Below are 24,265 nucleotides of genomic sequence, written 5' to 3'. Positions count from 1 at the left end.
CTTGTGTTTGGAACGACATCGGCCTACCCCCCGGGCGCCAGACTGCGCAGCGCGGCCCGGATCAGTGTCGTCGTGTCCGCGTCGGGCGTATCCCGGGCGGCCTGCGCGACGGCCCGCGCCGCTTCCGCCGGGGCGTAGCCCAGATTGCCAAGCGCCGACATCGCCTCGGCCTGCGCCGATTGCGTGGGCGCGACAACGGGGGCTTCGGGCGCCTGCACCTCTACGGTCGCAGCGGGCCGCGCGGTCGTCACCGGCGGCTCCTCCCGGGCGCCAAGCGCCATGATCGCCGGCGCTTTGTCCTTCAATTCGTTGACGACACGTTGCGCAATCTTCGGCCCGACGCCCGGTGCCGCCCGAACCGCCGAGACGTCGCCAAGCGCAATCGCCCGGCCTACACCCTCTGGGCCCAGCGCCCCCAGGATGCCAAGCGAGGCACGGGCGCCGATGCCCTGCACCGTCATCAAAAGACGATGCCATTCCTTTTCCAGAAGCGTCTGGAACCCGAAAAGCTGCAGGATATCCTCGCGCACCAGCAGATCGGTATAGAGCGAGATTGCCTCCCCCGGCCCGGCCAGCGCGGTGCGCGTGCGGTCCGAGACGAACACCACATACCCCACGCCGCCCACGTCGATCAGGACATGATCGTCGCCGATATACCCGATCCGTCCCGACAGCCGCCCGATCATGCGCGCACCTGCGCCCAGGCCCGCATCGTGGCGAGATGGGCCGCGTGGCACAGCGCGATCGCCAACGCGTCCGCGGCGTCCGGGCCTTCCGGGACCGCGCCCGGAAGCTGCATCCGCACCATGTGATCGATCTGCGGCTTGGCTGCGTGGCCGACGCCGACGACGGTCTTCTTGACCTTGTTCGGCGCATATTCCCCGATCTCAAGTCCGGCCTGGGCCAGCGCCAGAAGGGCCACCCCGCGGGCCTGACCCAGTTTCAGGGATCCCGCCCCATCCGAGTTGACAAAGGTCTGTTCGATCGCAGCCACGTCCGGGGCGTGATCCGCAATGACCTGGGCAACCTGTCGATGCAGCGCCATCAATCGAATCGCGAGGGCGTCGCCACCGTCCGATCGGCAAAGGCCATTGGCGACATGCCTAATCCGGCTGCCTTCGGTCTCGATCACGCCCCATCCGAGACATCGAAGACCGGGATCAATCCCAAGAACGCGCATCCTGCCTGCCCTAGTTGTTGTTTTGAAAACAACCTAGCACGAAGCGCGAACATCCGCCAAGTGGTCCAATTGCGACCGGTTCAAAATCCATTTGCGACAGCGCATTAAAAAAGCGACGCACGCTGGCAGAATCGCGACATTGCGAGATCTAAAAAAGCCTATATATTTCAGCAACTTCCACTTGCCTTGGGAGGCATCGTGCGGCACAGGCGCGACGTATCAACGCCGGAGTTTCCAATGACCGTCTACGACCTGCACCGCTCCTCGGCCATACCGCTCAGCACGGTTGTCGCCAGCCGCATTTCAACTTTCCTGTTCAATGTCGCCGACCGGTTCCCCAAAAGGTCCCGCTGCCCGAAGACCCTGCTTCGCATGTCGGACTGGCAACTGGCCGATCTTGGGCTGACCCGGGCCGATCTGGAACGGCTTCAGTAGACGTACGAGATATCGCGCAGAAGATCCTTGCCGATCAGCGCATATCGCGCGGCCTCGAGTGTGATGACATCAGGCTCGAGGATCGTGCCCACCGCGCGTGCCACGGCATTGCCTTCCTGCAGGGGACGAATGACCTCGGTATAACCGGTACCACCCATCTGGATAACCAGCACGATCTTCAGCGCCCATAGGGCGACAACGATCCTGGGAAGCCCCCATACGGAAAGGGACGACCTCCGTCCGGTCGCCCTGCGCTTCGTGGCATCACGGCCAACGACCCCGGCCACCTTGGCTTGAAACGCCGGATTCTGCGCGAATCCGGCGTAGGACACGCTCTTGTGGTGCATCGGACCCTCCATCGAGATTGCGTTCGAATGGGGGCAAGATCCGAGCCAATTGTGGCGCGATTGGGGCAGATAATGAAAAGGCGTCGAAAATGGGGTGTTTCTAGGATTCCCGTGTCAAAGTCAGGGTCGTCCAGTCACCAATCTGGTCTTTTTCAAGAAGATTGAGGCCAAATTGAGAATACTCCTGGATGACCTCCTCGGCCTGCGCATTCAGCAATCCGGATAGAATCACCCGCCCGCCCAAGGTAGTGTGACGGGCCATATCGGGGGCCAGCGCGACCAACGGCCCCTTCAGAATATTCGCGAACACCAGATCGAAGGGCCCGGCCGCCGCGATCCGCGGGTGATCGAAGCCGGTTGCCTCAAGGCAAACGATCGACCCGGCCAGCCCGTTCATGGCCACATTCGCCTCGGCCACTTCGACGGCCACCGCGTCGATATCAGACGCGATCGGCGTCACCGGAAGCGTGCGCGCCGCCGCCATCGCCAGAACCGCGGTTCCGCAGCCTACGTCGATGACTCGCTCGGGGCGAAGACCCTGTGTCAAAAGGCGGTCGAACGCCACGAGGCATCCCTTCGTCGTCCCGTGATGGCCCGTTCCGAAGGCCATGGCAGCATCGACCAGCAAGGGCACGCTGTCTGCGGGAACCTTGTCCGCGTCATGGCTGCCGTAAAGGAAGAAGCGTCCGGCCTCGACTGGCGACAGTTCGCGACGGACCTTCGCGACCCAATCGATCTCGGGCAATTCGCTGATGACGAAGTCCCGCGCGCCAAAGGTTTTGGCCAGAAGCGCCAGCCCAGCGACATCGGGGGTTTCGACGAAATATCCGCCGACTTCCCAGAGCCCCGATCCGTCCTCCATCTCGAACACTCCGACGCCGGTAGGCTCGGGGTCGAGGCGTTCCATCGCGTCGCCCAGGCCGCGGGCGGCCCCTTCTTCGGGCACCAGGGTAAGGGCGGTGAAAGTCGGCATCGGGGAACAACCTTTTCGGGGAGGGATTGAGGGCGAGGGAATATCGGAGGGGTTATTCATGGATCAGGAAAGCTCGCAAGACCTGTCCGGGGCGATTGCGGCATGGGATTGGGGCGTGATCGCCCTTTATTTTGCCGTGGTCATTGCCATCGGCGTCTGGGTCTCACGCAGGACCGAGTCGGGCGAGGACCTGTTCCTGGCCGGGCGCGGCCTGACCTGGGGCATCATCGGCTTTTCGCTCTTCGCCTCTAATATTTCGTCTACTACGCTGATCGGATTGACGGGCGCGGCCTACGACGCCGGTATTGCGGTGTCCGCCTACGAGTGGATGGCGGGTGTACCGCTGATCCTTATGGCGCTGATCTTCGCACCGATCTTCCTGAAAAGCCGGATCACCACGATCCCCGAGTATCTCGAACTGCGCTACGACAGAAAGTCGCGGCTATATTTCTCGGCCGTGACAATCGTTCTAACTATCGTCGTGGACACCGCCGGCGGCCTTTATGCGGGCGCGGTGGTGACCCGGGCCTTCCTGCCCGACATCCCCATATGGCAGATCTGCGTGGCGATCGGGATCTTCGCCGGCCTTTATACGGCGGGTGGTGGCCTCAAGGCGGTGGTGTTTACCGACGTGATGCAGGCGATCGTGCTGATCGTCGGGACCGCGACGATGACCATGATCCTGTTTTCCATGAACGACTGGTCTTGGTCGAACGTCACCGACAATGTCAGCGAGGGGCAGCTGTCCATCGTCCAGCCCAGGTCAAACGAGATCCTGCCTTGGCCAGGCCTGATCCTAGGGGTTCCGATCCTGGGCTTCTGGTATTGGGTGACGAACCAGTACATCGTGCAGCGCGTGCTCGGCGCCGCATCGCTGAGGGACGCCCAAAGCGGTGCGATCCTGGGCGGTTTCCTGAAGATCCTGCCAATGTTCATCATGGTGCTGCCCGGCGCCATGGCGGTGTCCGTCTTGCCCGAGCTGTCGAACCCCGACCAGGTGTTTCCGACGCTGGTGGCAGAGGTACTGCCCATCGGATTGCGGGGACTGGTGCTGGCCGGACTGGTGGCGGCCATCATGTCGAGCGTGGATTCGACGCTGAATTCAGCCTCGACGCTTGTGGTGCACGATTTCGTCCGGAACGAGGTTCGCGATCTCGACAGCAAGACCGAGCGGAAATACGGGCGGATGACCACTCTGATCCTGATGCTGATCGCGATCATCTGGGCGCCGCTTATCGCGCAGGCGGGGGGGCTTTGGGCCTATCTGCAGCAGGCGTTCTCGATTCTCGTGCCCCCGGTGGTGGCCGTGTTCATGCTGGGCGCCCTGTGGCGTCGGACAACGGCGACCGGCGCGTTCACCGCGTTGATTGCCGGGCACGCGATAGCCTTGGCGACCTTCGTCCTGACCCAGGTCGGCATATGGCCGCTGCACTTCACGACGAATATCGGCCTGATGGTCGGCGTTTCCATGGTCATCCTCGTGGCTGTCAGCCTGTTCACCGAGGCCCCGGAGAAGGACGTTCTGGATCAGACTGTCTGGCGCCCGGACGAAGCCGTGACTGACGGGAACTGGTCGTTCACAACGGTCCTGTTCTCCATCGGCGCACTGATCGCGGCGATGGGGGCGATCCTGATCCTTTTCTGGTGACGGCCGTTAGACTTGCCCTAAGGTCCGCGCAAACATCCGAAAGGAACGCGTATGACCATCAAACTGCACTGCTTCGGCGAGAGCGGTAACGCCTACAAGGCCGCCCTCGCCCTGCAACTGACAGAGCTCGACTGGGAACCGGTCTTCGTCGATTTCTTCAACGGGGAAACCAGGACGGATTCCTACAAGGCAGACCTGAATGCCATGGGCGAAGCGCCGGTCATGATCGACGGCGACGTGCGGCTGACGCAATCGGGCGTCATCCAGTATTACGTGGTCGAAAAAAACGGGAAGCTTGACGGCGCCACGTCGGAAGACCGGCGCGAGGTCCTGCGCTGGCAATTCTGGGACAACCACAAGATGTCCAGCCAGGCGGGTGTGGCCCGCTTCCTGATGAACTTCCTGCCCGAGGATAAACGGCCCGCCGAGGTCATCCAGTTCATGCAAGGCCGGCTGCGGGCGACCTATGCCGTCCTCGACACCCATCTGACGGGGCGTGACTGGATCGTCGGACGGGACGTCACTATCGCGGATCTGTCGTGCTGCTCCTATCTCTTTTACCCAGAGCCTTTTGGCTTCGACCGGACAGATTGGCCCGCGATCGACCGTTGGCTGACGAATATCGAGGGGATTCCGGGATGGAAGCACCCCTACGACCTGATGCCCCGCGGGGCACGATGAGGAGGACACGATGACCGAGGCCTATATCTACGACGCCGTGCGTACGCCCCGTGGCAAGGGTCGCAAGGACGGCAGCCTGCATGAGGTCACCAGCGCGCGCCTGTCGGCGGTGACGCTGAACGCCTTGAAGGAACGCAACGGCCTCGAAGGCCACGCGGTCGAGGATGTCATCTGGGGCAACGCCACGCAGGTCAAGGAACAGGGCGGCTGCCTTGCGCGGACGGCCGTGCTGGCCAGCGATCTTGACGAACGCATCCCGGGCCTGTCGATCAACCGCTTCTGCGCCTCGGGTCTGGAGGCGGTGAACCTCGCCGCCAATCAAATCCGTGGTGGCGCGGGCGACGGCTATATCGCCGGCGGGGTCGAGATGATGGGCCGCGTCGCCATGGGCTCGGACGGGGCGGCCATCGCCGTCGATCCGTCGATCGCGATGAACAGTTACTTCGTTCCGCAGGGCATCGCTGCGGATATCATCGCAACCGAATACGGCTTCAGCCGCGACGATGCCGACGCCTTCGCCGTGGAAAGCCAAAAGCGCGCCGCCGCCGCTTGGCAGGAAGGGCGCTTCGACAAATCGGTGATCGACGTCAAGGATCGCAACGGGCTTTCGATCCTGGATCGTGACGAATACATGCGCCCCGGCACCGACATGCAAAGCCTTGGCAGCCTGAAAGCGTCCTTCAAGGACATGGGCGAGACCATGCCCGGTTTCGACCGCATCGCGTTGATGAAGTATCCGCATTTGGAAGCGATCAACCATATCCACCACGCCGGCAATTCCTCGGGGATCGTGGACGGGGCTGCGGGCGTCCTCATCGGCTCGGAAGAGTTCGGGAAGGCACGCGGGCTGAAGCCTCGTGCCCGCATCCGTGCCAATGCCAAGATCGGCACCGACCCGACCATCATGCTGACTGGCCCCGTACCGGTGACCGAGAAGATTCTGAAGGAATCGGGCATGTCGATCTCGGATATCGACCTGTTCGAGGTGAACGAGGCATTCTCGGCCGTGGTCTTGCGCTTCATGCAGGCTTTCGACATCGATCATGCAAAGCTGAACCCCAACGGCGGCGCGATCGCGATGGGTCACCCGCTGGGGGCGACCGGGGCGATCATCCTCGGCATACTCCTCGACGAACTGGAGAGGTCGGACAAGGAAGTCGGCCTGGCGACCCTGTGCGTGGCCAGCGGAATGGGGGCCGCAACGATCATTGAACGCGTGTGACCCCATGCCCCAACTCGATTTTCAGGCCTGGCTGGATGCACGGAACGCTTCGTTCTTCGAAGCTGATTTCACGACCAACCTTGGTCTTGTCGAAATCCCGTTCGCGGTGACGACGCGGACATCCGTCATCATCATCGACAGCGTCGAGAAGTTGCGAAGCGGTTTTGATGCCTGGCGCAGGATGCTGCAACAGCAGTCCGCGACACATATGGTGTCGACCGTCCGCCAGGTGTCCGAGTTGGGCGAAGGGCTGATCGCGGGGCAGTACGAGACCCGCATCCTGCGCGGCGCGACCAACGTCTGCCCCCCCTACATGAGCACGGCAACACTAAACCTGTCGCGTGATGGCTGGAAGGCGATCAGCGTGGGAACCGGAATGTACAACGATCGCTGGCCGTTCCTCTTTCCCAAGGTGGACGAGCGCGGCGAGGAACTGGATTGGACGGGCGGCAAGGGCCCGGAGGGAGAGAAGAATGGCTGATTTCAGACTTGAGAAGGGCGCGGATGGCCTCGCCGTCATCACGTGGGATGCCGAAGGGCGTTCGATGAACGTGATGACCCGGGAGGCCTTCGGCGATGTCGACGCGATGATCGACGATGTACTGGCCGACGACGCGGTGAAGGGCATCGTCATCACGTCCGGCAAGAAGGACTTTGCCGGCGGCATGGATCTGAACGCCCTGGCGACGATCCGCGAGGAAGCCGGGGACACCCCCGCGCAGGGCCTGTTCGATTTCACGATGGAAGGCCACCGGATCCTGCGCAAGCTGGAACGGGCCGGCATGGACGACAAGAACAAGGGCGGCAAACCCGTCGCCGTCGCCATCCCCGGCACCTGCGCGGGCATCGGGACCGAAATCGCGCTGGCCTGCCATCGCCGTTTCATGGCCGATAATCCCAAGGCCAAGATCGGCCTGCCCGAAATTATGGTCGGCATCTTCCCCGGCGGCGGCGGCACGACGCGCTATTCGCGTATGGTTGGCGCGATGGCCGCCTCTCCGGTGCTTCTGGAAGGCAAGATGCTGGACCCGAAGAAGGCGAAGGGCGCGTCGCTTGTTGACGAGGTCGTCCCGGCGGACGAATTGCTCGACCGTGCGAAGGCCTGGGTGCTGGAAGCCACGGATGCCGATATCGTCAAGCCGTGGGACCAGAAGGGCTGGAAGATGCCGGGGGGTGAACCTTACCATCCTTCGGGCTTCATGACCTTCGTCGGCGCTTCGGCTATGGTGAACGGCCAGACCAAGGGCGTGTACCCGGCTGCGAAAGCGCTTCTGTCGGCGGTCTACGAAGGCGCGCTTGTCCCGTTCGACACGGCCCTGAAGATCGAGGCGCGGTGGTTCGTCAACGTGCTGATGAACCCGTCCTCGACTGCGATGATCCGTTCGCTTTTCCTCAACAAGCAGGCGCTGGAAAAGGGCGCGAACCGCCCCGAAGCGCCTGACCAGACAGTCAAGAAGGTCGGCATCATGGGCGCGGGAATGATGGGCGCCGGGATCGCATATGTCTCGGCCCTGTCGGGGATCGAGGTCGTGCTGATCGATCAGGAGCAGGCCAATGCCGACAAGGGCAAGGCCTATTCCGAGGGGCTGCTCGACAAGGGCATCAGCCGCAAGAAGGTCACGCAGGATAAGAAAGACGAGGTCCTGGGCCGCATCAACGCGACCACGGAATACGAGGCGCTGTCAGATTGCGACCTGATCGTCGAAGCGGTGTTCGAGGATACCGGCATCAAGGCCGAGGTGACGAAGAAGGTCGAAGCCGTGGTCGGCAAGGACTGCATCTTCGCCACCAACACCTCTACCCTGCCGATCACGCAACTGGCAGAGGCCAGCGAACGCCCCGATCAGTTCATCGGCATCCACTTCTTCAGCCCCGTCGACAAGATGATGCTGGTCGAGATCATCAAGGGCGAAAAGACGGGCGACCGGGCCGTGGCCAAGGCGCTGGATTTCGTGCGCCAGATCCGCAAAACGCCCATTGTGGTGAACGACGCCCGCTTCTTCTACGCCAACCGCTGCATCATCCCCTACATCAACGAAGGGGTCCGCATGGTGAAGGAGGGGGTCGAACCTGCCCTGATCGAAAACGCCGCCAAGCTGCTGGGCTTCCCGCTTGGGCCATTGCAGCTGACTGACGAGACCTCGATCGACCTGGGCGTCAAGATCGCCAAGGCCACCAAGGCGGCCATGGGCGACGAATACCCGAACGACGAGGTGGATGACGTCCTGTTCTGGCTGGCGAACGAAGGTCGACTGGGGCGCAAGACGAAGGCTGGCTTCTATGCCTACGACGACAGCGGCAAGCGATTGGGTCTCTGGGACGGGCTGGAAGGCCGGTATCCCGTTGCCAACGAACAGCCGGACCTGTCCCGCGTTCAGCATCGCCTGATGATGGCGCAGGTTCTGGAAGCCGTGCGCGCGTTCGAGGAAGGTGTGCTCGAGGATATTCGCGAAGGCGATGTGGGCGCCATTCTGGGGTGGGGCTTTGCCCCATGGTCCGGCGGGCCGTTCTCGTGGCTCGACATCCTCGGGGCGGCTCGCGCTGTCGAGATTTGCGAGGCCCTGACGGCCGAGGAAGGCGAACGCTTCGCCACACCGAACCTGCTTCGGAAGATGGCCGAGTCGGGCGGGACGTTCTATGCCGAGTATGGTGACGGCGCCGCAGCCGCAGCCTGAGCCATTCGGAACCGACACGGAGAAGCCGGGGTCTGCAGACCCCGGCTTTTTGCTGAGCGGAAGGTATGTCCTCAGGCGATGGCCCGCGCCTCGTCCATCTCGATGATCGAAGCCAAGGTCTCGCCCTGGGCAATGGTCAGGGACGTATACCGTGCCTCTTCCAGGAAATCGGCGCGCGCTTCCCCACTCAGCACCCGCGGGCAGTAAAACATCGCCCCGATATTCGCAAAGATGACCTGATCCACCTTGAAGCACAGGGAAATGACTTCGACCCGCGTAACCGGCTTTTCCCGGCAGATACCGCGGAATCCGTCCAATGCCAGGGCCGGCATGACGGTAAACGGGTCGCCGAAGATCTCTTCGGCCGTGTCCGATTCCAGAAGGACGGGCTGTTCGGGCAGCAACAGCATCTGGGATTGGTTGCCCAGCGCACCCACGGGAACGCGCAGGGGCCACAGCGTCGGCGGACAGGACAAAGGATCGTCCCAGAGGACCGACCGGTGCGCACGAATGACCGTTTGCATCCCTTCATCGAATGTCAGAACCCCGTCCCCCGGCAGGATCGTTTCGACCGGGCGCCAACCGACAGTCGTTGCGACCCGCGTCCCCGAAACGAGGCCGGATGCATGAATATCCAAGGTCGGGCCGTCCGTCCGGTCGGCCCTGGTTGCGATGGCGAACATGGTTCTGCACCCCGTTTGCGGCTTTCGCGCATGATTGCGACGAAGGTTAATAGCCCCCGAAGACGCGGCAGAAGTTGGGCGGACAAGCGGCAAACTCAGAAAAGTGTTAGGAAAAAGTAAAGGCCATCCTCTTGATGTCATCCCGATAGGCGGCGGCGACGATCCCAGCCGTTTCGTCATCGTACAGCTTCGCATAGCCCTGCGGCCGGGCCGACGGGTTCGCATGGCCCAGGGTCAGGCGTGTACCGATCCTGTCCTCCAGCAACGCGATGTCGTCGGCCAAACGGTCGAACCGTAGCACCAATGCCGGTGCACTCCGGCCGTCTGCCATTCTCAGATAATCATGCAGCTGGTCCCGCGACATCTCGGCCCGGGTGGCCGGATCGCGCAGGAATTCCGCGAACGACATACGACCGGCCCGCGCCACGGCCGGGTGGTTGAACCGCTGCGCGCGAAGCCAGTGGTAATAGCTGACCATCCGATCCCAGGGATTGCGGGCGATCGTGACGACGGTCATCCGATCAATCTGATCCGGGGCAAGGATCCCGTCGATATCCGCCAGCCGCGCGTGTTTCCACAACCGCCCCCGGGGCGTCAGCGCCGCCATTCGACCGCGCCGTCGCCTTGCTTTCGGCGTGTCCCCGATCAGGATGTCGTCCTTCATCGCGCGGTCTTCCAGCGCCAGCGCCAGTGACGTGCCCCCCGTCTTCGGAATGTGGACGAAAATATACCCCCGACCGGGAGAGATGATCATGGTGCCCTCGCTGTCCGCTTGCGATACCCTAGGCCTGTTCGCCGCGCAGGGAGGGTACGATGGGCTGGATGGACGATGAAACCGGGCTCGACAAGACGGCCGCGAATTTCGTGCCGCTAACGCCGTTGTCCCATCTTGTCCGCGCCCGCACCGTGTTTCGCGACCGCGAAGCGCTGGTCGACGGTCCCCGGCGCTGGACATACGCGGAGTACCATGCCGATTGCAGTCGCTTGGCCGGTGCGCTCGCAGCGTTGGGAGTCACGCCCGGCCAAGTCGTGGCGACCGTTCTGCCCAATATCGCCGCCCAGGCGATCGCGTCCTTCGGGGTGCCGGCCTGCGGCGCCGTGCTGAACACCGTGAATACCCGGCTGGAGGCGGATACAGTCACCTACATCCTGGATCACGGCGCGGCGAAAGTCGTCATCGTGGATCAGGCCTCCCTTGGCCTTGTCGAAGAGGCCATCGCGCAATTAGATGGCCCCCCGCCGGTCGTGATCGAGGTCGCAGACCCCAATGCCGGTCATACCCCAACCGGACGGCACCGCACATGGGAGGGCCTGCTGGAAGCCGGCGATCCCCAGTTCCCATGGATCATGCCCAAGGACGAATGGGAAAGCCTTGCCCTGAACTACACCAGCGGCACGACCGGTCGCCCCAAGGGCGTCGTCTATCACCATCGGGGCGCCTATCTGTGCACCCTCGCGACCCCCCTGTCGTGGCGGATGGTCATGTATCCGCGCCATCTGACCATCGTTCCGCTGTTTCACTGCAACGGGTGGACCCACACCTGGATGATGCCGGCGATGGGCGGCTGCACCGTTTGCTGCCGCGACATCACCGCGAAGGCGATCTTCGATGCCGTCGCGGATGAGAAGGTCACCCATTTCGGCGGAGCGCCCATCATCCTCAACGCTCTGATCGACGCCAAGCCCGCCGACCGTCGCGAATTCGATCACCCGGTCGAGGTCTTCACGGCCGCTGCTCCGCCCCCGCCCTCGACTCTGCGCCGGATCGAGGAGTTGGGCTTCACCGTGACCCATGTCTACGGCCTGACCGAAACCTACGGACCGGCGACCGAATGCACGTGGAACCCGGATTGGACCCCGTTGGACACGGACGGGCGGGCCGAGCGCAAGTCGCGCCAGGGCGTCCCGATGCCGATGAATGAAGCGGTTCTGGTACTGGACGAGACCGGCACGCCGGTCCCGTGGGATGGCGAGACCCCGGGGGAGATCGCCATTCGTGGAAACGGGGTCGCCAAAGGGTACTACAAGAACCCCGAGGCCACGCGTGCCTCGTTCCGGAACGGCTGGTTCATGTCGGGCGACATCGCGGTCCAGTATCCCGACGGGTACGTGAAGATTACCGACCGGGCGAAGGACATCATCATCTCGGGCGGGGAAAACGTCTCGTCCATCGAGGTCGAGAATTGCCTTTCGGGACATCCGGCCGTCTCGCTGTGTGCCGTGGTCGCCAAACCGGACGAGAAATGGGGCGAGGTGCCGTGCGCCTTCGTCGAATTGCGCGACGGACAGACCGCGGACGAGGCCGAACTGATCGCCTATGCCCGCGACCGTCTGGCGGGCTTCAAGACCCCCAAACACGTGTTCTTCGAGGAGTTGCCCAAGACGTCGACCGGGAAAATCCAGAAATTCGAACTTCGCAGGCGGTTCGCGTGATCCGTTCCCCGTTGTTCAAGGCCCCGTCGCGGCGTAAAGTCCGGTCACATGAATAAGGCAGGGCGGGCCAAAGCGCACGCGACGGGCAATAGATGACGGCACTGACCGAGTTCGAGAGGCTGGAGGCCATGGGCCTCTGGCGCCCGGAGCGGGACGCGCAAAGGCGCGACGTACTGGTCACGTTGGGTGATGCGACCCTTGCGATCTATACCCCGGACGAGCGTGCGCTGGCCCACTGGTCCCTTCCCGCCATCGAACGTCTGAACCCAGGTGAACGCCCGGCCCTGTTCTCGCCCGGTGCCGAGGCCGGCGAGACGTTGGAAATCGACGACGACCTGATGATCGACGCCATCGGCAAGGTCCACCGGGCCGTGCGGCGAACCCGTCCCCGGCGCGGCTTTGTGCGCAACGCCGTGATGGTTGCGGCGCTTGTGGGGTTGGGACTTCTGGGGGTGTTCTGGTTGCCCGGCGCGCTGATCCGGCAGGCGACGACCGTCGCGCCGCCCGCAGTTCGCGCCGACACCGGGGCGCGTCTTCTGGACCAAGTCGCAAGGCTGACAGGCCCGCCCTGCCGCAATCCGAACGCGGGTCAGGCCCTGGATGCGCTGAACAGGCGACTGATCGGGTCCGCCCGGGGGCAGATCGTTGTTGTACGCGAGGATATCGATACCGCCCTGGCGCTGCCCGGCGGGATTGTTGTCCTGGGATATTCGGCGATCGAGGATCACGACGGCCCCGGGCCCGCCGCGGCCCAGGTTCTGGTCGCGCTGGAGAGGGCCGAGATGCTGGACCCCATCGCACGCCTTTTACAGGCGTCGGGGCCGTGGTCGGCAATCCGCCTGATGACAACAGGCGAAGTCTCGGACGAGGATCTGCGCGCCTATGCGGATCGCCTCGTTGCCAATCCGCCACCTCGCGTTCCCGCGCCGCGGGTGATCGAACGGTTCGCCGAAGCCGCGCTCGGCGCCGAAGCCTATACGTCGGCCCGCGGCGTGGCCGGCGATACCGCGCTGCCCGCACCCCGCACAACGGAACGGGCCATACTGTCCGATGGCCAATGGGTGGCCCTGCAGTCGATCTGCAGCCCCTCCTAACGGACGAACGCGTCCGCGAAACCCGCACCTCGCACCCGGCCCAAGGCCCCGGCAAGCCGATCCCGTGGGAACGGTCCGGCCAGCACAACCTGAAGCCCACCTTGGCGGCTGATTGCGGCGGGCAATCCGGCGGCCGACAACCTTTGGGCCGTTCTCTGGGCGTTGCCGGCATCCCCGAAGCTGGCGACCTGAACGTAGCGTCCGCCCGTCGGGGTCGACTTCGTCGAGATCGAGACGGACCGCTGCGCCTGTGGGGCCGGAACGACGGCGGAGCCCGCCGTCGTCTGCACGGTGACATACCGCCCGGACCCCAGCGCGGCGCGCTGTTTGTCATAGTCCGTGAACGGGTAGACCAGGTAATTGTACTGGCTGGTCACGTCCCGCCCGTCGGCGGTCTTCAGGCGCCGGGGAACGGTCTGCGTCCAGACTAGGGCCTGCTGCAAGGCGCCGGTCAGGGTCTGCTTGCCCGCATACGGGTTCAGGCGACCGTCCTCCCATGCGCGGCGGTATCCGGGCGGGATCTGCGGCTGATCAGAGGGCGGAATGCCGATGACCGATCCAGGCGGCAAGTCGCCCGCCAGGATCCGGCCGCCCGCTTCACCCGCCGGAACGGTTCGCGGCGGGATCGACGGCGCGACGGGCCAGGTGCGGGGGACCTGTGCAACTGGTCGCGGCGTCCGGCCTGTGTATGGCGACGGGCTGTAACTATAGGTCACCCGCGGCGGCACATACCGTCCGGCCTGTGGCGCTGTTCGCGGGGCCGCGGCGGTCGGGGCAACCGCAACCGGCGCGGCGGGGCGAGTTTGCGCGGGCGCCAAGCCCGCTGTCCGCACGGCCGGTGCCCTGTCCGGCACGACCGGAGCTTGTGTGTTGGCCGTCGCGGTCAGGGTGGGCTTGAACCCGCACAAAACCTTGCGGCCGGATGTGACACGCGGCACCCAGATCGAGGTCGCCCCCTCACCGCCCCGCACATAGACGCATCCGCGGCTATCGACATACTGGCGGCCCGAAAACGAGTTCGGCGGGAATTCCGCGGGCGGCGGTGCATCCGCCAGATCGACACGGGCGACTTGCGCCGTGGCTGGCGTGAAAGACGAAAGAAGCAGGGCCAGACCCAGCGCGGCAGGTTTCAGCATCATGTCCTCCCAGACGTGATTGTGGCAACAAAGTGGCGCAGTCCGGGGGTGTCGGCAAGGGCCGGCTTACTTCGTCCCGAACATCCGGTCGCCCGCATCGCCCAATCCCGGCACGATATACCCTAGTTCGTTCAGACGCTCGTCCAGCGCGGCTGTGACGACGGGCACATCAGGGTGCGCCTCCTTCATCCGGGCGACGCCTTCCGGCGCGGCCAGAAGGCACAGGAACCGTATATCCTTGGCCCCGGCCTCTTTCAGCAGGTCGACGGCTGCGGCCGATGAGTTGCCAGTGGCCAGCATCGGATCAACGGCGATCACCACCCGCTTGTCCAGCGCTGCGGGAACCTTGAAATAATACTGCACGGGCTTCAGCGTCTCTTCATCCCGGTACAGCCCGACGAACCCGACCCGGGCCGAGGGGATCAGATCGAGCATCCCGTCCAGAAGCCCGTTGCCCGCCCGCAGGATCGAGATCAGCGCAAGCTTTCGGCCCGCAAGCGTCGGCGCCTCCATCTCGGCCACCGGTGTATCGATCACGGTCGAGGTCATGGGCAGGTCGCGCGTCATCTCGTAGGCCAGAAGCTGGCTGATCTCGCGCAGAAGCTGGCGGAACACCGCGGTCGAGGTGTCGCTGCACCGCATGATCGTCAGCTTGTGCTGGATCAGGGGGTGCTGAACGACGGTCAGATGCTGGCTCATGCGTCGATCCTTTCCAGAAGCGCGGTTCGCGTGGCCTCGTCGCAGAACGCGGCGCGGGCGGCAACCCGGGCGATGTCTCGAAATACGCCTTCGTCCCAGTCGTGAACATGGGACAGATGCTCGTACTCGCCGGTCATCGTGGTGTGAAAGAACGGCGGATCGTCGGTCGAGATCGTGACCGGAACGCCCTTGTCGCGCAGCTTGGCGATGGGATGCGACTTCCACTGGTAGATCCCCAGCGAGACGTTGGACCCCGGGCAGACCTCCAGCACGATGCCGTCCTCGGCGAGGCGGTCGACCAGCGCGGGATCCTCGATCGCGCGCACGCCGTGGCCGATCCGTTCGACGCGCAGATCGTCCAGCGCATCGCGGATGGACTGCGGACCGCCCCATTCGCCCGCATGCGTCGTCAGGCGCAGCCCGGACTCGCGCGCCATGTCGAAGGCGTAGGCGAAATCGCCCTGCCGCCCTTTTCCTTCATCCCCGCCCATGCCGAAGCCGGTGACAAAATCGCCCGCGGTCTCGGCCGCACAGCGTGCCGTCTCCTTCGCCTTGTCGGGGCCGAAATGGCGGATGCAGGTTATGATGCCCCGCATCTCGATCCCCGCATCGCGTTTGGCGTCCTGCGCGGCCTCTTGGATGGCGGCCAGATACTCGCGCCATGCGCCGACATCGCGACCCCCGCAGAAATCGGGGGACAGGAATGCCTCGGTATAGATCACCCCATGCTCGGCCGAGCGATGCAGGACCTCTTTCGTCAGACGGCCGAAATCCTCGGGCGTTTGCAGGACCTCGGTCGCGGCTTCGTAGACCTTCAGGAACTCGAGAAATCCATTATAGCGATAGCTTCCGTCCTCGGCGAAGATGCCCGACAGGTCGTGGCCTTTCTCGGCGGCGAGGCCGCGCACGAAGGACGGGGGTGCTGCGCCTTCGAGGTGCAGGTGAAGTTCGACTTTTGGCAGGTCCTTCACAGGAAGCTCCTTCCCGGTCCGTTGTTCTGCGCACCAAGATGCTGCGCGATGCTCGCCGCCACGTCGGCGAATGCGACATGACCGATCTCTCCCGCGCCGCGCCCCGCCACAAGGACCGGCGTACGCTCGCGCGTGTGGTCGGTGCCGCGCCAGGTCGGGTCGTTCCCGTGGTCGGCCGTGATCACCAGAAGGTCGTCCGACCGCATCCGGTCCAGGATTGACGGCAGAGCCCCGTCGAACCATTCCAGATGCCGCGCATAGCCGGTCACGTCGCGGCGGTGGCCATACAGGCTGTCGAACTCGACGAAATTCGCGAAGGTCAGCGTGCCATCCCCGGCCGTCTCGATATGGCCCAGCAAAGCATCGAGCAAATCGGAGTCGCTGCCCTTCACCTTTGTGTCGATCCCCTGCATCGAGAAGATGTCGCAGATCTTGCCCACTGAATGCACCATCCCGCCCGTATCCTTGACCCAGTCGCACAGCGTGGGTGCGGGCGGCGCGATGGCGAAGTCCTGCCGGTTCTTCGTCCGCGTCCAGCCGGCGTCCGCGGTACCGACGAAGGGGCGGGCGATGACGCGCCCGACCTTTTGTTCGTGCAACTCCGGGGCAAGATCGGCGCACAGCTTCAGCAAGCGGTCCAGCCCGAACGCCTCTTCGTGGGCGGCGATCTGGAAGACGCTGTCGGTCGAGGTATAGCAGATCGGCCATCCGGTTTGAAGATGCGCTTCGCCCTCGTCCTCAATGATGTTGGTGCCGCTGGCGTGCCGGTTTCCCAGGATGCCGTCCGTACCCGCAAGCTGGCAGACGCGCGCGACAAGGTCCTCGGGAAAGCACGGATCGTCGTGCGGGAAATAGGTCCAGTCCCACGGCACCGGAAGACCGGCCAGCTCCCAATGCCCCGAGGGGGTGTCCTTTCCCGGCGAGACTTCGGTCGCAGCGCCCCAGTAGCCTTCGGGTGCGACCCCCAGTCCTGGCGCCGCCAAACCCGAGGCAAGCTGCAACGCACGCCCCAGTCCCAGCCGGTCGAGGTTCGGAAGCCGAAGCGGGGTGTCGCCCCCATCCAGCGCCTCTGCAATGTGGCCGACCGTGTTGGCGCCTTCATCCCCGAAATCGGCGGCGTCCGGTGCGCCGCCTATCCCGACCGAGTCGAGGACGACGAGAAACGCGCGGCTCATGGCAGACGCTCCAGTATCAGGGGTTTGAGGCTTGGCGCGTCCCCCACGTGCAACGCCTTGCGAACGGCGGCTTCGGCGGCATCCGCATCCGCGTCACTGGCGGCATGGATCCGGCACAGCGGGGTGCCAGGGTCCAACGCGGTGCCGATGCGGGCGATCTGGCTAAGACCCACGGACGGGTCGATGGTATCGTCTTCCCGCGCCCGACCGCCGCCCAACGCGACGACCGCAAGGCCCAGCGCGGTCCCGTCAATGGCGGCAAGCGTTCCGGTCGCTTCGCTGGCGACCGTCCGTACCACAGGTGCCGCGGGAAGCCGATCCTTCCACCTTGCGGCGAAGTCCACCGGCCCCCCCATCGCCGCGATCATCCGGCCGAACCGCTCGGCCGCGCTGCCGTCATCCAAGGTTTGGGCCAACCGGGCCGCGCCTTCGGCATCGTCGCCGGCTAGGCCCCCGATCCGCATCAGGGTTCCGCCCAAGGCCAATGTCACTTCCCGTAAGCGGGCGTCGGCGGCGACGCCGGTCAGAACCTCCATGACTGCAATGATCTCCAGAGCATTGCCGCATGACGGGGCCAGGGGTTCGTCCATCGCGGTGACCAGCGCGGCCGTCCGACACCCCGCCCCGTTCGCGGTCGTGACCAGCGCTCGGGCCAGCTCTCGTGCGGCCGCGATGTCTGTCATGAAGGCTCCCGATCCGGCCTTCACGTCCAAGACAAGCGCATCCAGCCCCGCGGCCAGCTTTTTCGACAGGATCGAGGCGGTGATCAGGTCGATCTGATCCACCGTCGAGGTCACATCCCGGACAGCATAGAGTCGGCGGTCGGCGGGCGCGATGTCACTCGTCGCCGCGACGATGGCCGCCCCCGTCTCGCGCACCACGGATCGGAAGGTATCGGTGTCCAGATCGCACGACACGCCCGGAATGGCCTCCAGCTTGTCCAGAGTTCCGCCCGTATGCCCCAGACCCCGGCCCGAGATCATCGGGACATAGGCCCCCGCCGCCGCCAGCATGGGCGCAAGGACAAGGCTGACCGGGTCGCCGACGCCGCCCGTGGAATGCTTGTCCAGGATCGGTCCGCCAAGGTCCCAGGACAGGTGGCGTCCGCTGCGGGCCATCCCGTTGGTCAGCGCGACGCGCCCGGCCTCCCCCAGGCCGGGGCCCATGCAGACCGCCATCGCGAAGGCGCCCAGTTGCCCGGCGCTGACCGTGCCGTCTGCAACCTCTTGCGCGAACCGGGCCAGCATGTCCGGGTCCGGCACGTGCCCTGCACGAAGGTCGCTCAGCAGGGCGCGGGTCGTCAAACCTGCCCCATATGCCCGGCAACGAAGGCCCCGGGCAGCAGGTCGCGGACCGAGACGTCTTTCCGCTCTCCCCCCACCGTCGCCATGGTCACCGTAACGTCGGCATCAGCGAATTCGGCGATCTTCTGCCGGCAGCCGCCACAAGGCGGCACGGGCGACGTGCTGTCGGCGATCACGGCAATGCCAGCGATCCGCGTCGCCCCGCCCGCGATCATCGCGGCGATGGCGCCCGCCTCGGCGCAGGTGCCTTCGGGATAGGCGACGTTTTCCACATTACACCCGGCAAAGACCTGCCCCTCGGGCGTCACCAAGGCGGCGCCGACCTTGAAGCCGGAATAGGGGGCGTGGGCGTTTTCACGCACGGCGGCGGCGGCAGCAATAAGGTCTTCCATGCCTCTTATCGTGCGCCCTGACCCGCCCTTTGGCAAGCGGGAACCCCGACCGACCCCGCGGCATTTCCCTATGTAAACCCAACGGAGGCCCACCATGTCAGACGATGATTTTCCCGCCGACAAGAAGACAGGCACGGCGTCGTTTCCCGTCGCCGGCGCCGTCGTTCACGATGAAAACACCGACGCCGACGAACCGATGACCGAGGTTCAGGCGGCAAGGCTGCGCGACCTTTGCGAAAAACACGATGAAGCGTTCGATACGACGCTGACCCGGGAACAAGCGGATGCGCGGATTGCCGCATTGGAGAAAGCCTAGGGAACTGGTGCTTTGCCCCGGTGTTCGTCACGGAACGTAACCGGAACAGGTGACACCATGGCAGACGATCCGATGCAGCATCCGAAAACCGAAGCCCCCTCGAACGCCGACAAGCCGGTCGAGGAGTGGACCACCGGCGACGAAGATATGACAGGTGCGCAGGCGTCCTACCTCAAGACGCTGTGCGAAGAATGCGGCGAGGACTTCAATCCTGACCTGACGAAGGCCGAAGCCTCGAAACTGATCGACGCTCTGCAGGAACGGACTGGCAGGGGTTGACCCCTTGGCGTATCCCCGAAAGCTGACGCCGCGCTTTCGGGAGGATACGCCATGACCGACGACAAACAGACCGCCCTGCGCGAGGCGTCCCTCGCCTACCATCGCGAACCGACGCCCGGGAAGCTCGAGATCCGGGCGACCAAGCCATTGGCGAACGGACGCGATCTGGCGCGGGCCTATTCCCCGGGCGTGGCCGAGGCCTGTCGCGAGATCGTGTCGGACCCGCGCACGACCCGAGACTATACCGCGCGAGGCAACCTAGTCGCGGTAGTAACGAACGGAACGGCCGTCCTGGGCCTGGGCGACATCGGCGCGCTTGCGTCGAAGCCGGTGATGGAGGGCAAGGCGGTCCTCTTCAAGAAGTTCGCCAATATCGACTGCTTCGATATCGAGCTGGACCAGTCCGACCCCGAGAAGCTGGCCGAGATCGTCTGCGCGCTGGAGCCGACTTTCGGGGCGATCAACCTTGAGGACATCAAGGCGCCCGACTGTTTCGTGGTCGAGCGGATCTGCCGCGAGCGCATGAACATCCCGGTGTTCCACGACGACCAGCACGGCACCGCCATCGTCGTCGGCGCCGCGGCGACCAACGCCCTGCGCGTGGCCGGCAAGACGTTCGAGGAGATCAAGGTCGTCTCGACCGGGGGCGGGGCGGCCGGCATCGCCTGCCTCGACATGCTACTGAAGCTGGGGGTCAAGCGCGAGAATGTCTGGCTGTGCGATCTGGACGGGTTGGTTCACGAGGGACGCGAAACGTCGATGACCGAACAGAAGGCGGCCTATGCGCAGCCGGGTGGACCGCGCACGTTGGGCGACGTCATCGACGGGGCCGACTTGTTTCTGGGATTGTCGGGGCCGAACGTCATGAAGCCCGAGATGGTCGCCAGGATGCGGGACCGTCCGATCATCTTCGCCCTCGCCAACCCCTCGCCCGAGATCGATCCCGACGCCGCCCGCGAGGTCGCGCCCGGCGCGTTGATTGCAACGGGGCGGTCGGATTTCCCCAATCAGGTCAACAACGTCCTATGTTTTCCGTTCATCTTCCGCGGGGCTTTGGATGTTGGTGCCACGACGATCAACGACGAGATGAAGATCGCCTGCGTCGAAGGCATCGCCGAACTGGCCCGCAAGACCACGAGTGCCGAAGCGGCCGCGGCCTATCAGGGCGAACAGCTGAGCTTCGGGGCGGATTACCTGATCCCCAAGCCCTTCGACCCCCGCCTGATGGGCGTCGTCGCGTCCGCCGTCGCACGGGCCGCGATGGAATCGGGCGTGGCCGAACGGCCCATCGCGGACCTCGACGTTTACAAACGCAAGCTGGATGCAAGCGTCTTCCGTTCGGCCTTTCTGATGCGCCCTGTTTTCGAAGCGGCGGCAACGGCACAGCGCCGGATCGTCTTTGCAGAGGGCGAGGACGAGCGGGTCCTGCGCGCTGCCCACGCGATGCTGGAAGAGACGACCGATCGCCCCATCCTGATCGGCCGTCCGGACGTGATCGCCCAGCGCGCCGAACGCGCGGGCCTGTCGATCCGTCCTGATAGGGATTTCGACCTGGTGAATCCCGAAGGCGACCCCAGATATCGCGATTACTGGACCACCTACCACGAGATCATGCAAAGGCGCGGCGTGACGCCCGACATCGCCAAGGCGATCATGCGCACTAACACCACCGCGATCGGCGCGATCATGGTACATAGAGGCGAGGCCGACAGCCTGATCTGCGGCACGTTCGGGCAGTATCTTTGGCACCTGAACTACATCACGCAGGTGTTGGCGACCGAGGGGCGCCAACCCATCGCCGCGCTGTCGCTGATGATCCTCGAAGACGGGCCGCTTTTCGTTGCCGATACGCACGTGAACCCGCAGCCGACGCCCGAACAGATTGCCGAAACGGCGATCGGCGCGGCCCGCCACGTCAAGCGGTTCGGTATCATGCCGAAGGTCGCGCTGTGTTCGCATTCGCAATTCGGCAATTTCGATTGCGATACCGGGATCCGGATGCGCGCGGCGCTGGAGATCCTGGACAGCGCGCCGCGCGATTTTGTTTACGAAGGGGAGATGCACGCGGACGCAGCCCTGGACGAGGATGTCCGGGCCCGCATCTTCCCCAACTCGCGCATGTCCGGAGCGGCGAACGTCCTGATCTTCGCGAACACCGATGCCGCGTCAGGCGTACGCAACATCCTGAAGATGAAGGCGAACGGGCTGGAGGTCGGACCGATCCTGATGGGGCTGGGGAACCGGGCGCATATTGTCACGACCTCGATCACTGCGCGCGGACTTCTGAACATGAGCGCCATCGCAGGAACCCCGGTCGCCCATTACGGGTGACCGCCGCGCCGGAACGGCAGGCGCGGCGATCTTCAGCCTAGCGTTTGCCGCCTTTCGCCGGCTTGAGCGGCGCCAAAGGCTCTATTTCGGCTTTTGGCGCGGGCTTCGGGGATTTCGGTTTCTTCTTTGGGTTCTTGTCGCCCATGGGCATGGTCTTTCCGCAGAATGACGGGCGCATTGTCCATCATCAGCGAAGGATGCGCCGCGCTCATCGGGTGATCTGCTCCGTTTGCGACCAGAACCGCGTCGGTTTCAGCCAATGCGCGACAAGCGGCCCACCAGCCTTTCGCGTGCGACCGGCAGTGGCCGGTCGCCCAGGGATGGGGCAAGGCGGTTTTCCAGGAAATGGCCGGTGATGCGCAGGCCCTGCACGATCTCGGGGATCGTCGCAGGCCCCTGTCCCATCATGCACAATGGCAGCGGCAATAGGCGGTCAGCCCATTCCCCGGCGGCATCGCGGGCCACGGCGCGGCCCGATTTCGGCGAGACATAAGCCAAGTCATCGCGCGTCCCGCTGATCGCGCATCGCGTCAGATCCAGCCCGAAACCCAACCGGTCGAGCAGCCCCATCTCCCATCGCAGGTAGGCCAGCGGCCAGAGGGAATCTGCCTCCATCAGGTCGGCCACCGTTAGGGTCGCCTCGTAAAGCCCGGGTTGCGCCTCTCGTTCCGGCAAGGCGAAGGAAAGAAGTGACGTCATCGAGCTTAGCCCCGCCAGCGCGAGGCCGTCCGAAAGAACCGCCGCACGGGATCGCACAGGCTCGACCGCGAAGTGACCCAGATGATCCGCGATCCGGGCGCGCCAAGTGAAGGACAATTGCGCGCCGGGCTGCATCAGCGGGGCCAGACGCCGTCCACCCCCGCCCCGCACGACACCAGCGTGCCGCCCGTGATCGTGCGTCAGGGCTTCGAGAATGGCGTCATTCTCGCCGTGACGGCGGACCGACAGAACCATGCCCTCCTCACGCCATTCGATCATGTCTGTCCCCTCGATGAAACAGATATGACGGTCGCGGCGGCGAGGGGAAAGCCCCCGCCGTTGTCGCAGGTGGCGCCTACCGATAGGTCAGGCGGTTTCCAGTTCGACTTTCACCCAGCCGGGCTTGCGCTTGTCGAACGTCTCGAACGCGTCGATGGCATTCTCGACGGGCTCGACATGGGACAGCACCTGGACGGGATCGACGGTGCCCGAGCGAACCAGATCGACCAGGTACGGGACGTACCGGCGGTGCGGACAGTTGCCCATCTTGATGGTCAGGTTCTTGTTCATGGCCATGCCGATGGGGAAGTTCTGCATGGTCGGGGGATAGACCCCAATGATGGATAGCGTACCCGCCTTGGCCAGCGCCTGAACGGACCATTCCAGCGCCTGACTGGGCGCATCACCGGGTTTCCAGAGGTCACCCTGCACGTTCTGTTCGGGGGCCACTGTATCAACCTGCTGGTCGAACTTATCCGATTTCTGTTCGGCTTCGTCTTGCGCGGGCCCGCCATGGGCGTGCTGCGCATCGACGCCGACCGCGTCGATCACCCGATCGACCCCGATACCTCCGGTCATCTCCACGATTGTCTCGACCGGATCTTCCTTCGAGAAATTGATGACTTCGGCGCCAAGTTTACGCGCCATAGCCAGCCTGTCGTCGCGTTCATCCACCATGAAAATGCGGCCGGCGCCCATCAGGCGGGCCGAGATGATCGCGAATAATCCCACGGGTCCTGCGCCAAAGATCGCGACGCTGTCGCCTTCCACGATCTCCGCCGCGTCAGCACCGAAATGCGCGGTCGGGAAAATGTCGGAGATCAGGATCGCCTGATCGTCGCTGACCTCGTCCGGCAGCTTGACCAACGTCGTATGGGCGAAGGGGATGCGGGCCTTTTCGGCCTGAAGCCCGTCAAACGGTCCGGTCGGTTCTGGGCCCCCGAAGAACGAGGTTCCCGCCCGCTTGCCGTTGGGGTTGGCGTTGTCGCATTGCGAATAGTAGCCCGCTCGGCAGTAGGAGCACGATCCGCAGGCGATGGTCGAACAGACCACAACGCGGTCCCCGACCTCGAAATTGCGTACCTTGTCGCCAAGTTCTTCCACGATGCCCACGGCCTCGTGCCCAAGGATGGTGCCAGGCTTCATACCGGCAAAAGTCCCCCTTACCATGTGCAGATCCGTCCCGCAGATCGCAGACGAGGTGATGCGGATCACCGCGTCGGTGGGTTCCTGGATTTGGGGATCGGGCACATCATCGAGACGGATGTCGCCCACGTCATGAAATACGACCGCTTTCATGGCTGGCCTCCTGA

26 protein-coding genes are annotated in these 24,265 nt (G+C 64.5%); 11 read left to right on the top strand and 15 right to left on the bottom strand.

Annotation, left to right across the window (positions count from 1 at the left end):
• Positions 1-23: 23 nt before the first annotated feature.
• Both ruvA and ruvC read right to left on the bottom strand, forming a co-directional pair.
• A complete protein-coding gene (ruvA, locus tag PAA8504_RS12660; protein ID WP_108894555.1) occupies positions 24-686 on the bottom strand; it encodes a Holliday junction branch migration protein RuvA in 663 nt (220 codons plus the stop codon).
• Positions 683-1,180, bottom strand: a complete 498-nt coding sequence (gene ruvC, locus PAA8504_RS12655) for a crossover junction endodeoxyribonuclease RuvC (RefSeq protein WP_108894554.1) — start codon at positions 1,178-1,180, stop codon at positions 683-685. The genes ruvA and ruvC overlap by 4 nt, the downstream gene beginning before the upstream one ends.
• Positions 1,181-1,417: 237 nt before the next feature.
• Here ruvC and PAA8504_RS12650 point away from each other — a divergent pair, with 237 nt between their 5' ends.
• The gene (locus tag PAA8504_RS12650; protein ID WP_108894553.1) at positions 1,418-1,615 is read left to right on the top strand and encodes a YjiS-like domain-containing protein; all 198 of its coding nucleotides are present in this window, start codon (positions 1,418-1,420) and stop codon (positions 1,613-1,615) included.
• On the opposite strand, the gene PAA8504_RS12645 is transcribed toward PAA8504_RS12650, so the two are convergent.
• A complete protein-coding gene (locus PAA8504_RS12645; protein WP_108894552.1) occupies positions 1,609-1,962 on the bottom strand; it encodes a hypothetical protein in 354 nt (117 codons plus the stop codon). The two genes, PAA8504_RS12650 and PAA8504_RS12645, sit on opposite strands and share 7 nt — an antisense overlap.
• Before the next feature lie 100 nt (positions 1,963-2,062).
• Positions 2,063-2,935 (bottom strand): 50S ribosomal protein L11 methyltransferase, encoded by an 873-nt coding sequence (locus tag PAA8504_RS12640; protein WP_108894551.1) that lies wholly within the window; start codon positions 2,933-2,935, stop codon positions 2,063-2,065.
• A 58-nt stretch (positions 2,936-2,993) separates the two neighbouring features.
• Between PAA8504_RS12640 and PAA8504_RS12635 the strand changes: the two genes are divergently transcribed.
• From PAA8504_RS12635 to PAA8504_RS12615, 5 genes are read left to right on the top strand one after another with little or no spacing between them, the layout of a single operon-like run.
• On the top strand, positions 2,994-4,583 hold the full coding sequence (locus PAA8504_RS12635; RefSeq protein WP_108894550.1) for a sodium:solute symporter: 1,590 nt from the start codon (positions 2,994-2,996) through the stop codon (positions 4,581-4,583).
• 51 nt (positions 4,584-4,634) lie between these two features.
• Positions 4,635-5,264: a glutathione S-transferase family protein gene (locus PAA8504_RS12630; protein WP_108894549.1), complete on the top strand. Its 630-nt coding sequence runs from the start codon at positions 4,635-4,637 to the stop codon at positions 5,262-5,264.
• A gap of 10 nt (positions 5,265-5,274) precedes the next feature.
• Complete coding sequence (locus PAA8504_RS12625) at positions 5,275-6,486, top strand: acetyl-CoA C-acetyltransferase (protein WP_108894548.1); 1,212 nt, start codon at positions 5,275-5,277, stop codon at positions 6,484-6,486.
• Between the two features lie 4 nt (positions 6,487-6,490).
• Positions 6,491-6,967 carry a hypothetical protein gene (locus PAA8504_RS12620; RefSeq protein ID WP_108894547.1) on the top strand — a complete coding sequence of 159 codons (477 nt, stop codon included), beginning with the start codon at positions 6,491-6,493 and terminating at the stop codon, positions 6,965-6,967.
• On the top strand, positions 6,960-9,161 hold the full coding sequence (locus PAA8504_RS12615; protein WP_108894546.1) for a 3-hydroxyacyl-CoA dehydrogenase NAD-binding domain-containing protein: 2,202 nt from the start codon (positions 6,960-6,962) through the stop codon (positions 9,159-9,161). Before PAA8504_RS12620 ends, PAA8504_RS12615 begins: the two co-directional genes overlap by 8 nt.
• 71 nt (positions 9,162-9,232) lie before the next feature.
• On the opposite strand, the gene PAA8504_RS12610 is transcribed toward PAA8504_RS12615, so the two are convergent.
• Together PAA8504_RS12610 and PAA8504_RS12605 are read right to left on the bottom strand one after the other, a co-directional pair.
• Entirely contained in the window at positions 9,233-9,844 is a 612-nt protein-coding gene (locus PAA8504_RS12610; protein ID WP_181375793.1) for a Hint domain-containing protein, read from the bottom strand.
• A gap of 106 nt (positions 9,845-9,950) precedes the next feature.
• Entirely contained in the window at positions 9,951-10,598 is a 648-nt protein-coding gene (locus PAA8504_RS12605; RefSeq protein ID WP_108894544.1) for a sulfotransferase family protein, read from the bottom strand.
• Positions 10,599-10,657: 59 nt separating this feature from the next.
• Here PAA8504_RS12605 and PAA8504_RS12600 point away from each other — a divergent pair, with 59 nt between their 5' ends.
• Positions 10,658-12,277, top strand: a complete 1,620-nt coding sequence (locus PAA8504_RS12600; protein WP_108894543.1) for an AMP-binding protein — start codon at positions 10,658-10,660, stop codon at positions 12,275-12,277.
• A 92-nt stretch (positions 12,278-12,369) separates the two neighbouring features.
• Positions 12,370-13,371 (top strand): hypothetical protein, encoded by a 1,002-nt coding sequence (locus PAA8504_RS12595; protein ID WP_108894542.1) that lies wholly within the window; start codon positions 12,370-12,372, stop codon positions 13,369-13,371.
• Here PAA8504_RS12595 and PAA8504_RS12590 read toward each other — a convergent pair.
• From PAA8504_RS12590 to PAA8504_RS12565, 6 genes are all read right to left on the bottom strand, one after another.
• Positions 13,368-14,507: an SPOR domain-containing protein gene (locus PAA8504_RS12590; RefSeq protein ID WP_181375792.1), complete on the bottom strand. Its 1,140-nt coding sequence runs from the start codon at positions 14,505-14,507 to the stop codon at positions 13,368-13,370. The genes PAA8504_RS12595 and PAA8504_RS12590 overlap by 4 nt on opposite strands.
• Before the next feature lie 66 nt (positions 14,508-14,573).
• The gene (gene upp / locus PAA8504_RS12585) at positions 14,574-15,206 is read right to left on the bottom strand and encodes a uracil phosphoribosyltransferase (RefSeq protein ID WP_108894540.1); all 633 of its coding nucleotides are present in this window, start codon (positions 15,204-15,206) and stop codon (positions 14,574-14,576) included.
• On the bottom strand, positions 15,203-16,177 hold the full coding sequence (locus PAA8504_RS12580; RefSeq protein WP_108894539.1) for an adenosine deaminase: 975 nt from the start codon (positions 16,175-16,177) through the stop codon (positions 15,203-15,205). Before PAA8504_RS12580 ends, upp begins: the two co-directional genes overlap by 4 nt.
• Entirely contained in the window at positions 16,174-17,352 is a 1,179-nt protein-coding gene (locus PAA8504_RS22510) for a phosphopentomutase (RefSeq protein ID WP_108894538.1), read from the bottom strand. The genes PAA8504_RS12580 and PAA8504_RS22510 overlap by 4 nt, the downstream gene beginning before the upstream one ends.
• Positions 17,349-18,656: a thymidine phosphorylase gene (locus PAA8504_RS12570; RefSeq protein WP_108894537.1), complete on the bottom strand. Its 1,308-nt coding sequence runs from the start codon at positions 18,654-18,656 to the stop codon at positions 17,349-17,351. Before PAA8504_RS12570 ends, PAA8504_RS22510 begins: the two co-directional genes overlap by 4 nt.
• Entirely contained in the window at positions 18,653-19,048 is a 396-nt protein-coding gene (locus PAA8504_RS12565) for a cytidine deaminase (RefSeq protein WP_108894536.1), read from the bottom strand. Before PAA8504_RS12565 ends, PAA8504_RS12570 begins: the two co-directional genes overlap by 4 nt.
• A gap of 94 nt (positions 19,049-19,142) precedes the next feature.
• Between PAA8504_RS12565 and PAA8504_RS12560 the strand changes: the two genes are divergently transcribed.
• The 3 genes from PAA8504_RS12560 to PAA8504_RS12550 are packed head-to-tail and all read left to right on the top strand — an operon-like array spanning position 19,143 to position 21,974.
• The gene (locus PAA8504_RS12560) at positions 19,143-19,364 is read left to right on the top strand and encodes a DUF3072 domain-containing protein (RefSeq protein ID WP_108894535.1); all 222 of its coding nucleotides are present in this window, start codon (positions 19,143-19,145) and stop codon (positions 19,362-19,364) included.
• Positions 19,365-19,421: 57 nt separating this feature from the next.
• Entirely contained in the window at positions 19,422-19,643 is a 222-nt protein-coding gene (locus tag PAA8504_RS12555) for a DUF3072 domain-containing protein (RefSeq protein ID WP_108894534.1), read from the top strand.
• Positions 19,644-19,694: 51 nt separating this feature from the next.
• Positions 19,695-21,974 carry an NADP-dependent malic enzyme gene (locus tag PAA8504_RS12550; RefSeq protein WP_108894533.1) on the top strand — a complete coding sequence of 760 codons (2,280 nt, stop codon included), beginning with the start codon at positions 19,695-19,697 and terminating at the stop codon, positions 21,972-21,974.
• Between the two features lie 32 nt (positions 21,975-22,006).
• Here the strand turns inward: PAA8504_RS12550 and PAA8504_RS12545 are convergent, their stop codons facing one another.
• The 3 genes from PAA8504_RS12545 to PAA8504_RS12535 form a co-directional block, all read right to left on the bottom strand.
• Positions 22,007-22,186, bottom strand: coding sequence for a hypothetical protein (locus PAA8504_RS12545; protein WP_108894532.1), 180 nt, complete (start codon positions 22,184-22,186; stop codon positions 22,007-22,009).
• Between the two features lie 40 nt (positions 22,187-22,226).
• Positions 22,227-22,949 (bottom strand): DNA repair protein RecO, encoded by a 723-nt coding sequence (gene recO, locus PAA8504_RS12540; RefSeq protein WP_108894655.1) that lies wholly within the window; start codon positions 22,947-22,949, stop codon positions 22,227-22,229.
• A 90-nt stretch (positions 22,950-23,039) separates the two neighbouring features.
• Positions 23,040-24,251, bottom strand: a complete 1,212-nt coding sequence (locus PAA8504_RS12535) for a zinc-dependent alcohol dehydrogenase (protein ID WP_108894531.1) — start codon at positions 24,249-24,251, stop codon at positions 23,040-23,042.
• Between the last annotated feature and the right edge of the window lie 14 nt (positions 24,252-24,265).

Origin of the sequence: Palleronia abyssalis, from assembly GCF_900302445.1 — a bacterium.
Taxonomy (GTDB): Bacteria; Pseudomonadota; Alphaproteobacteria; order Rhodobacterales; family Rhodobacteraceae; genus Palleronia; species Palleronia abyssalis.
This window is presented reverse-complemented; position numbering and strand designations above follow the sequence as displayed.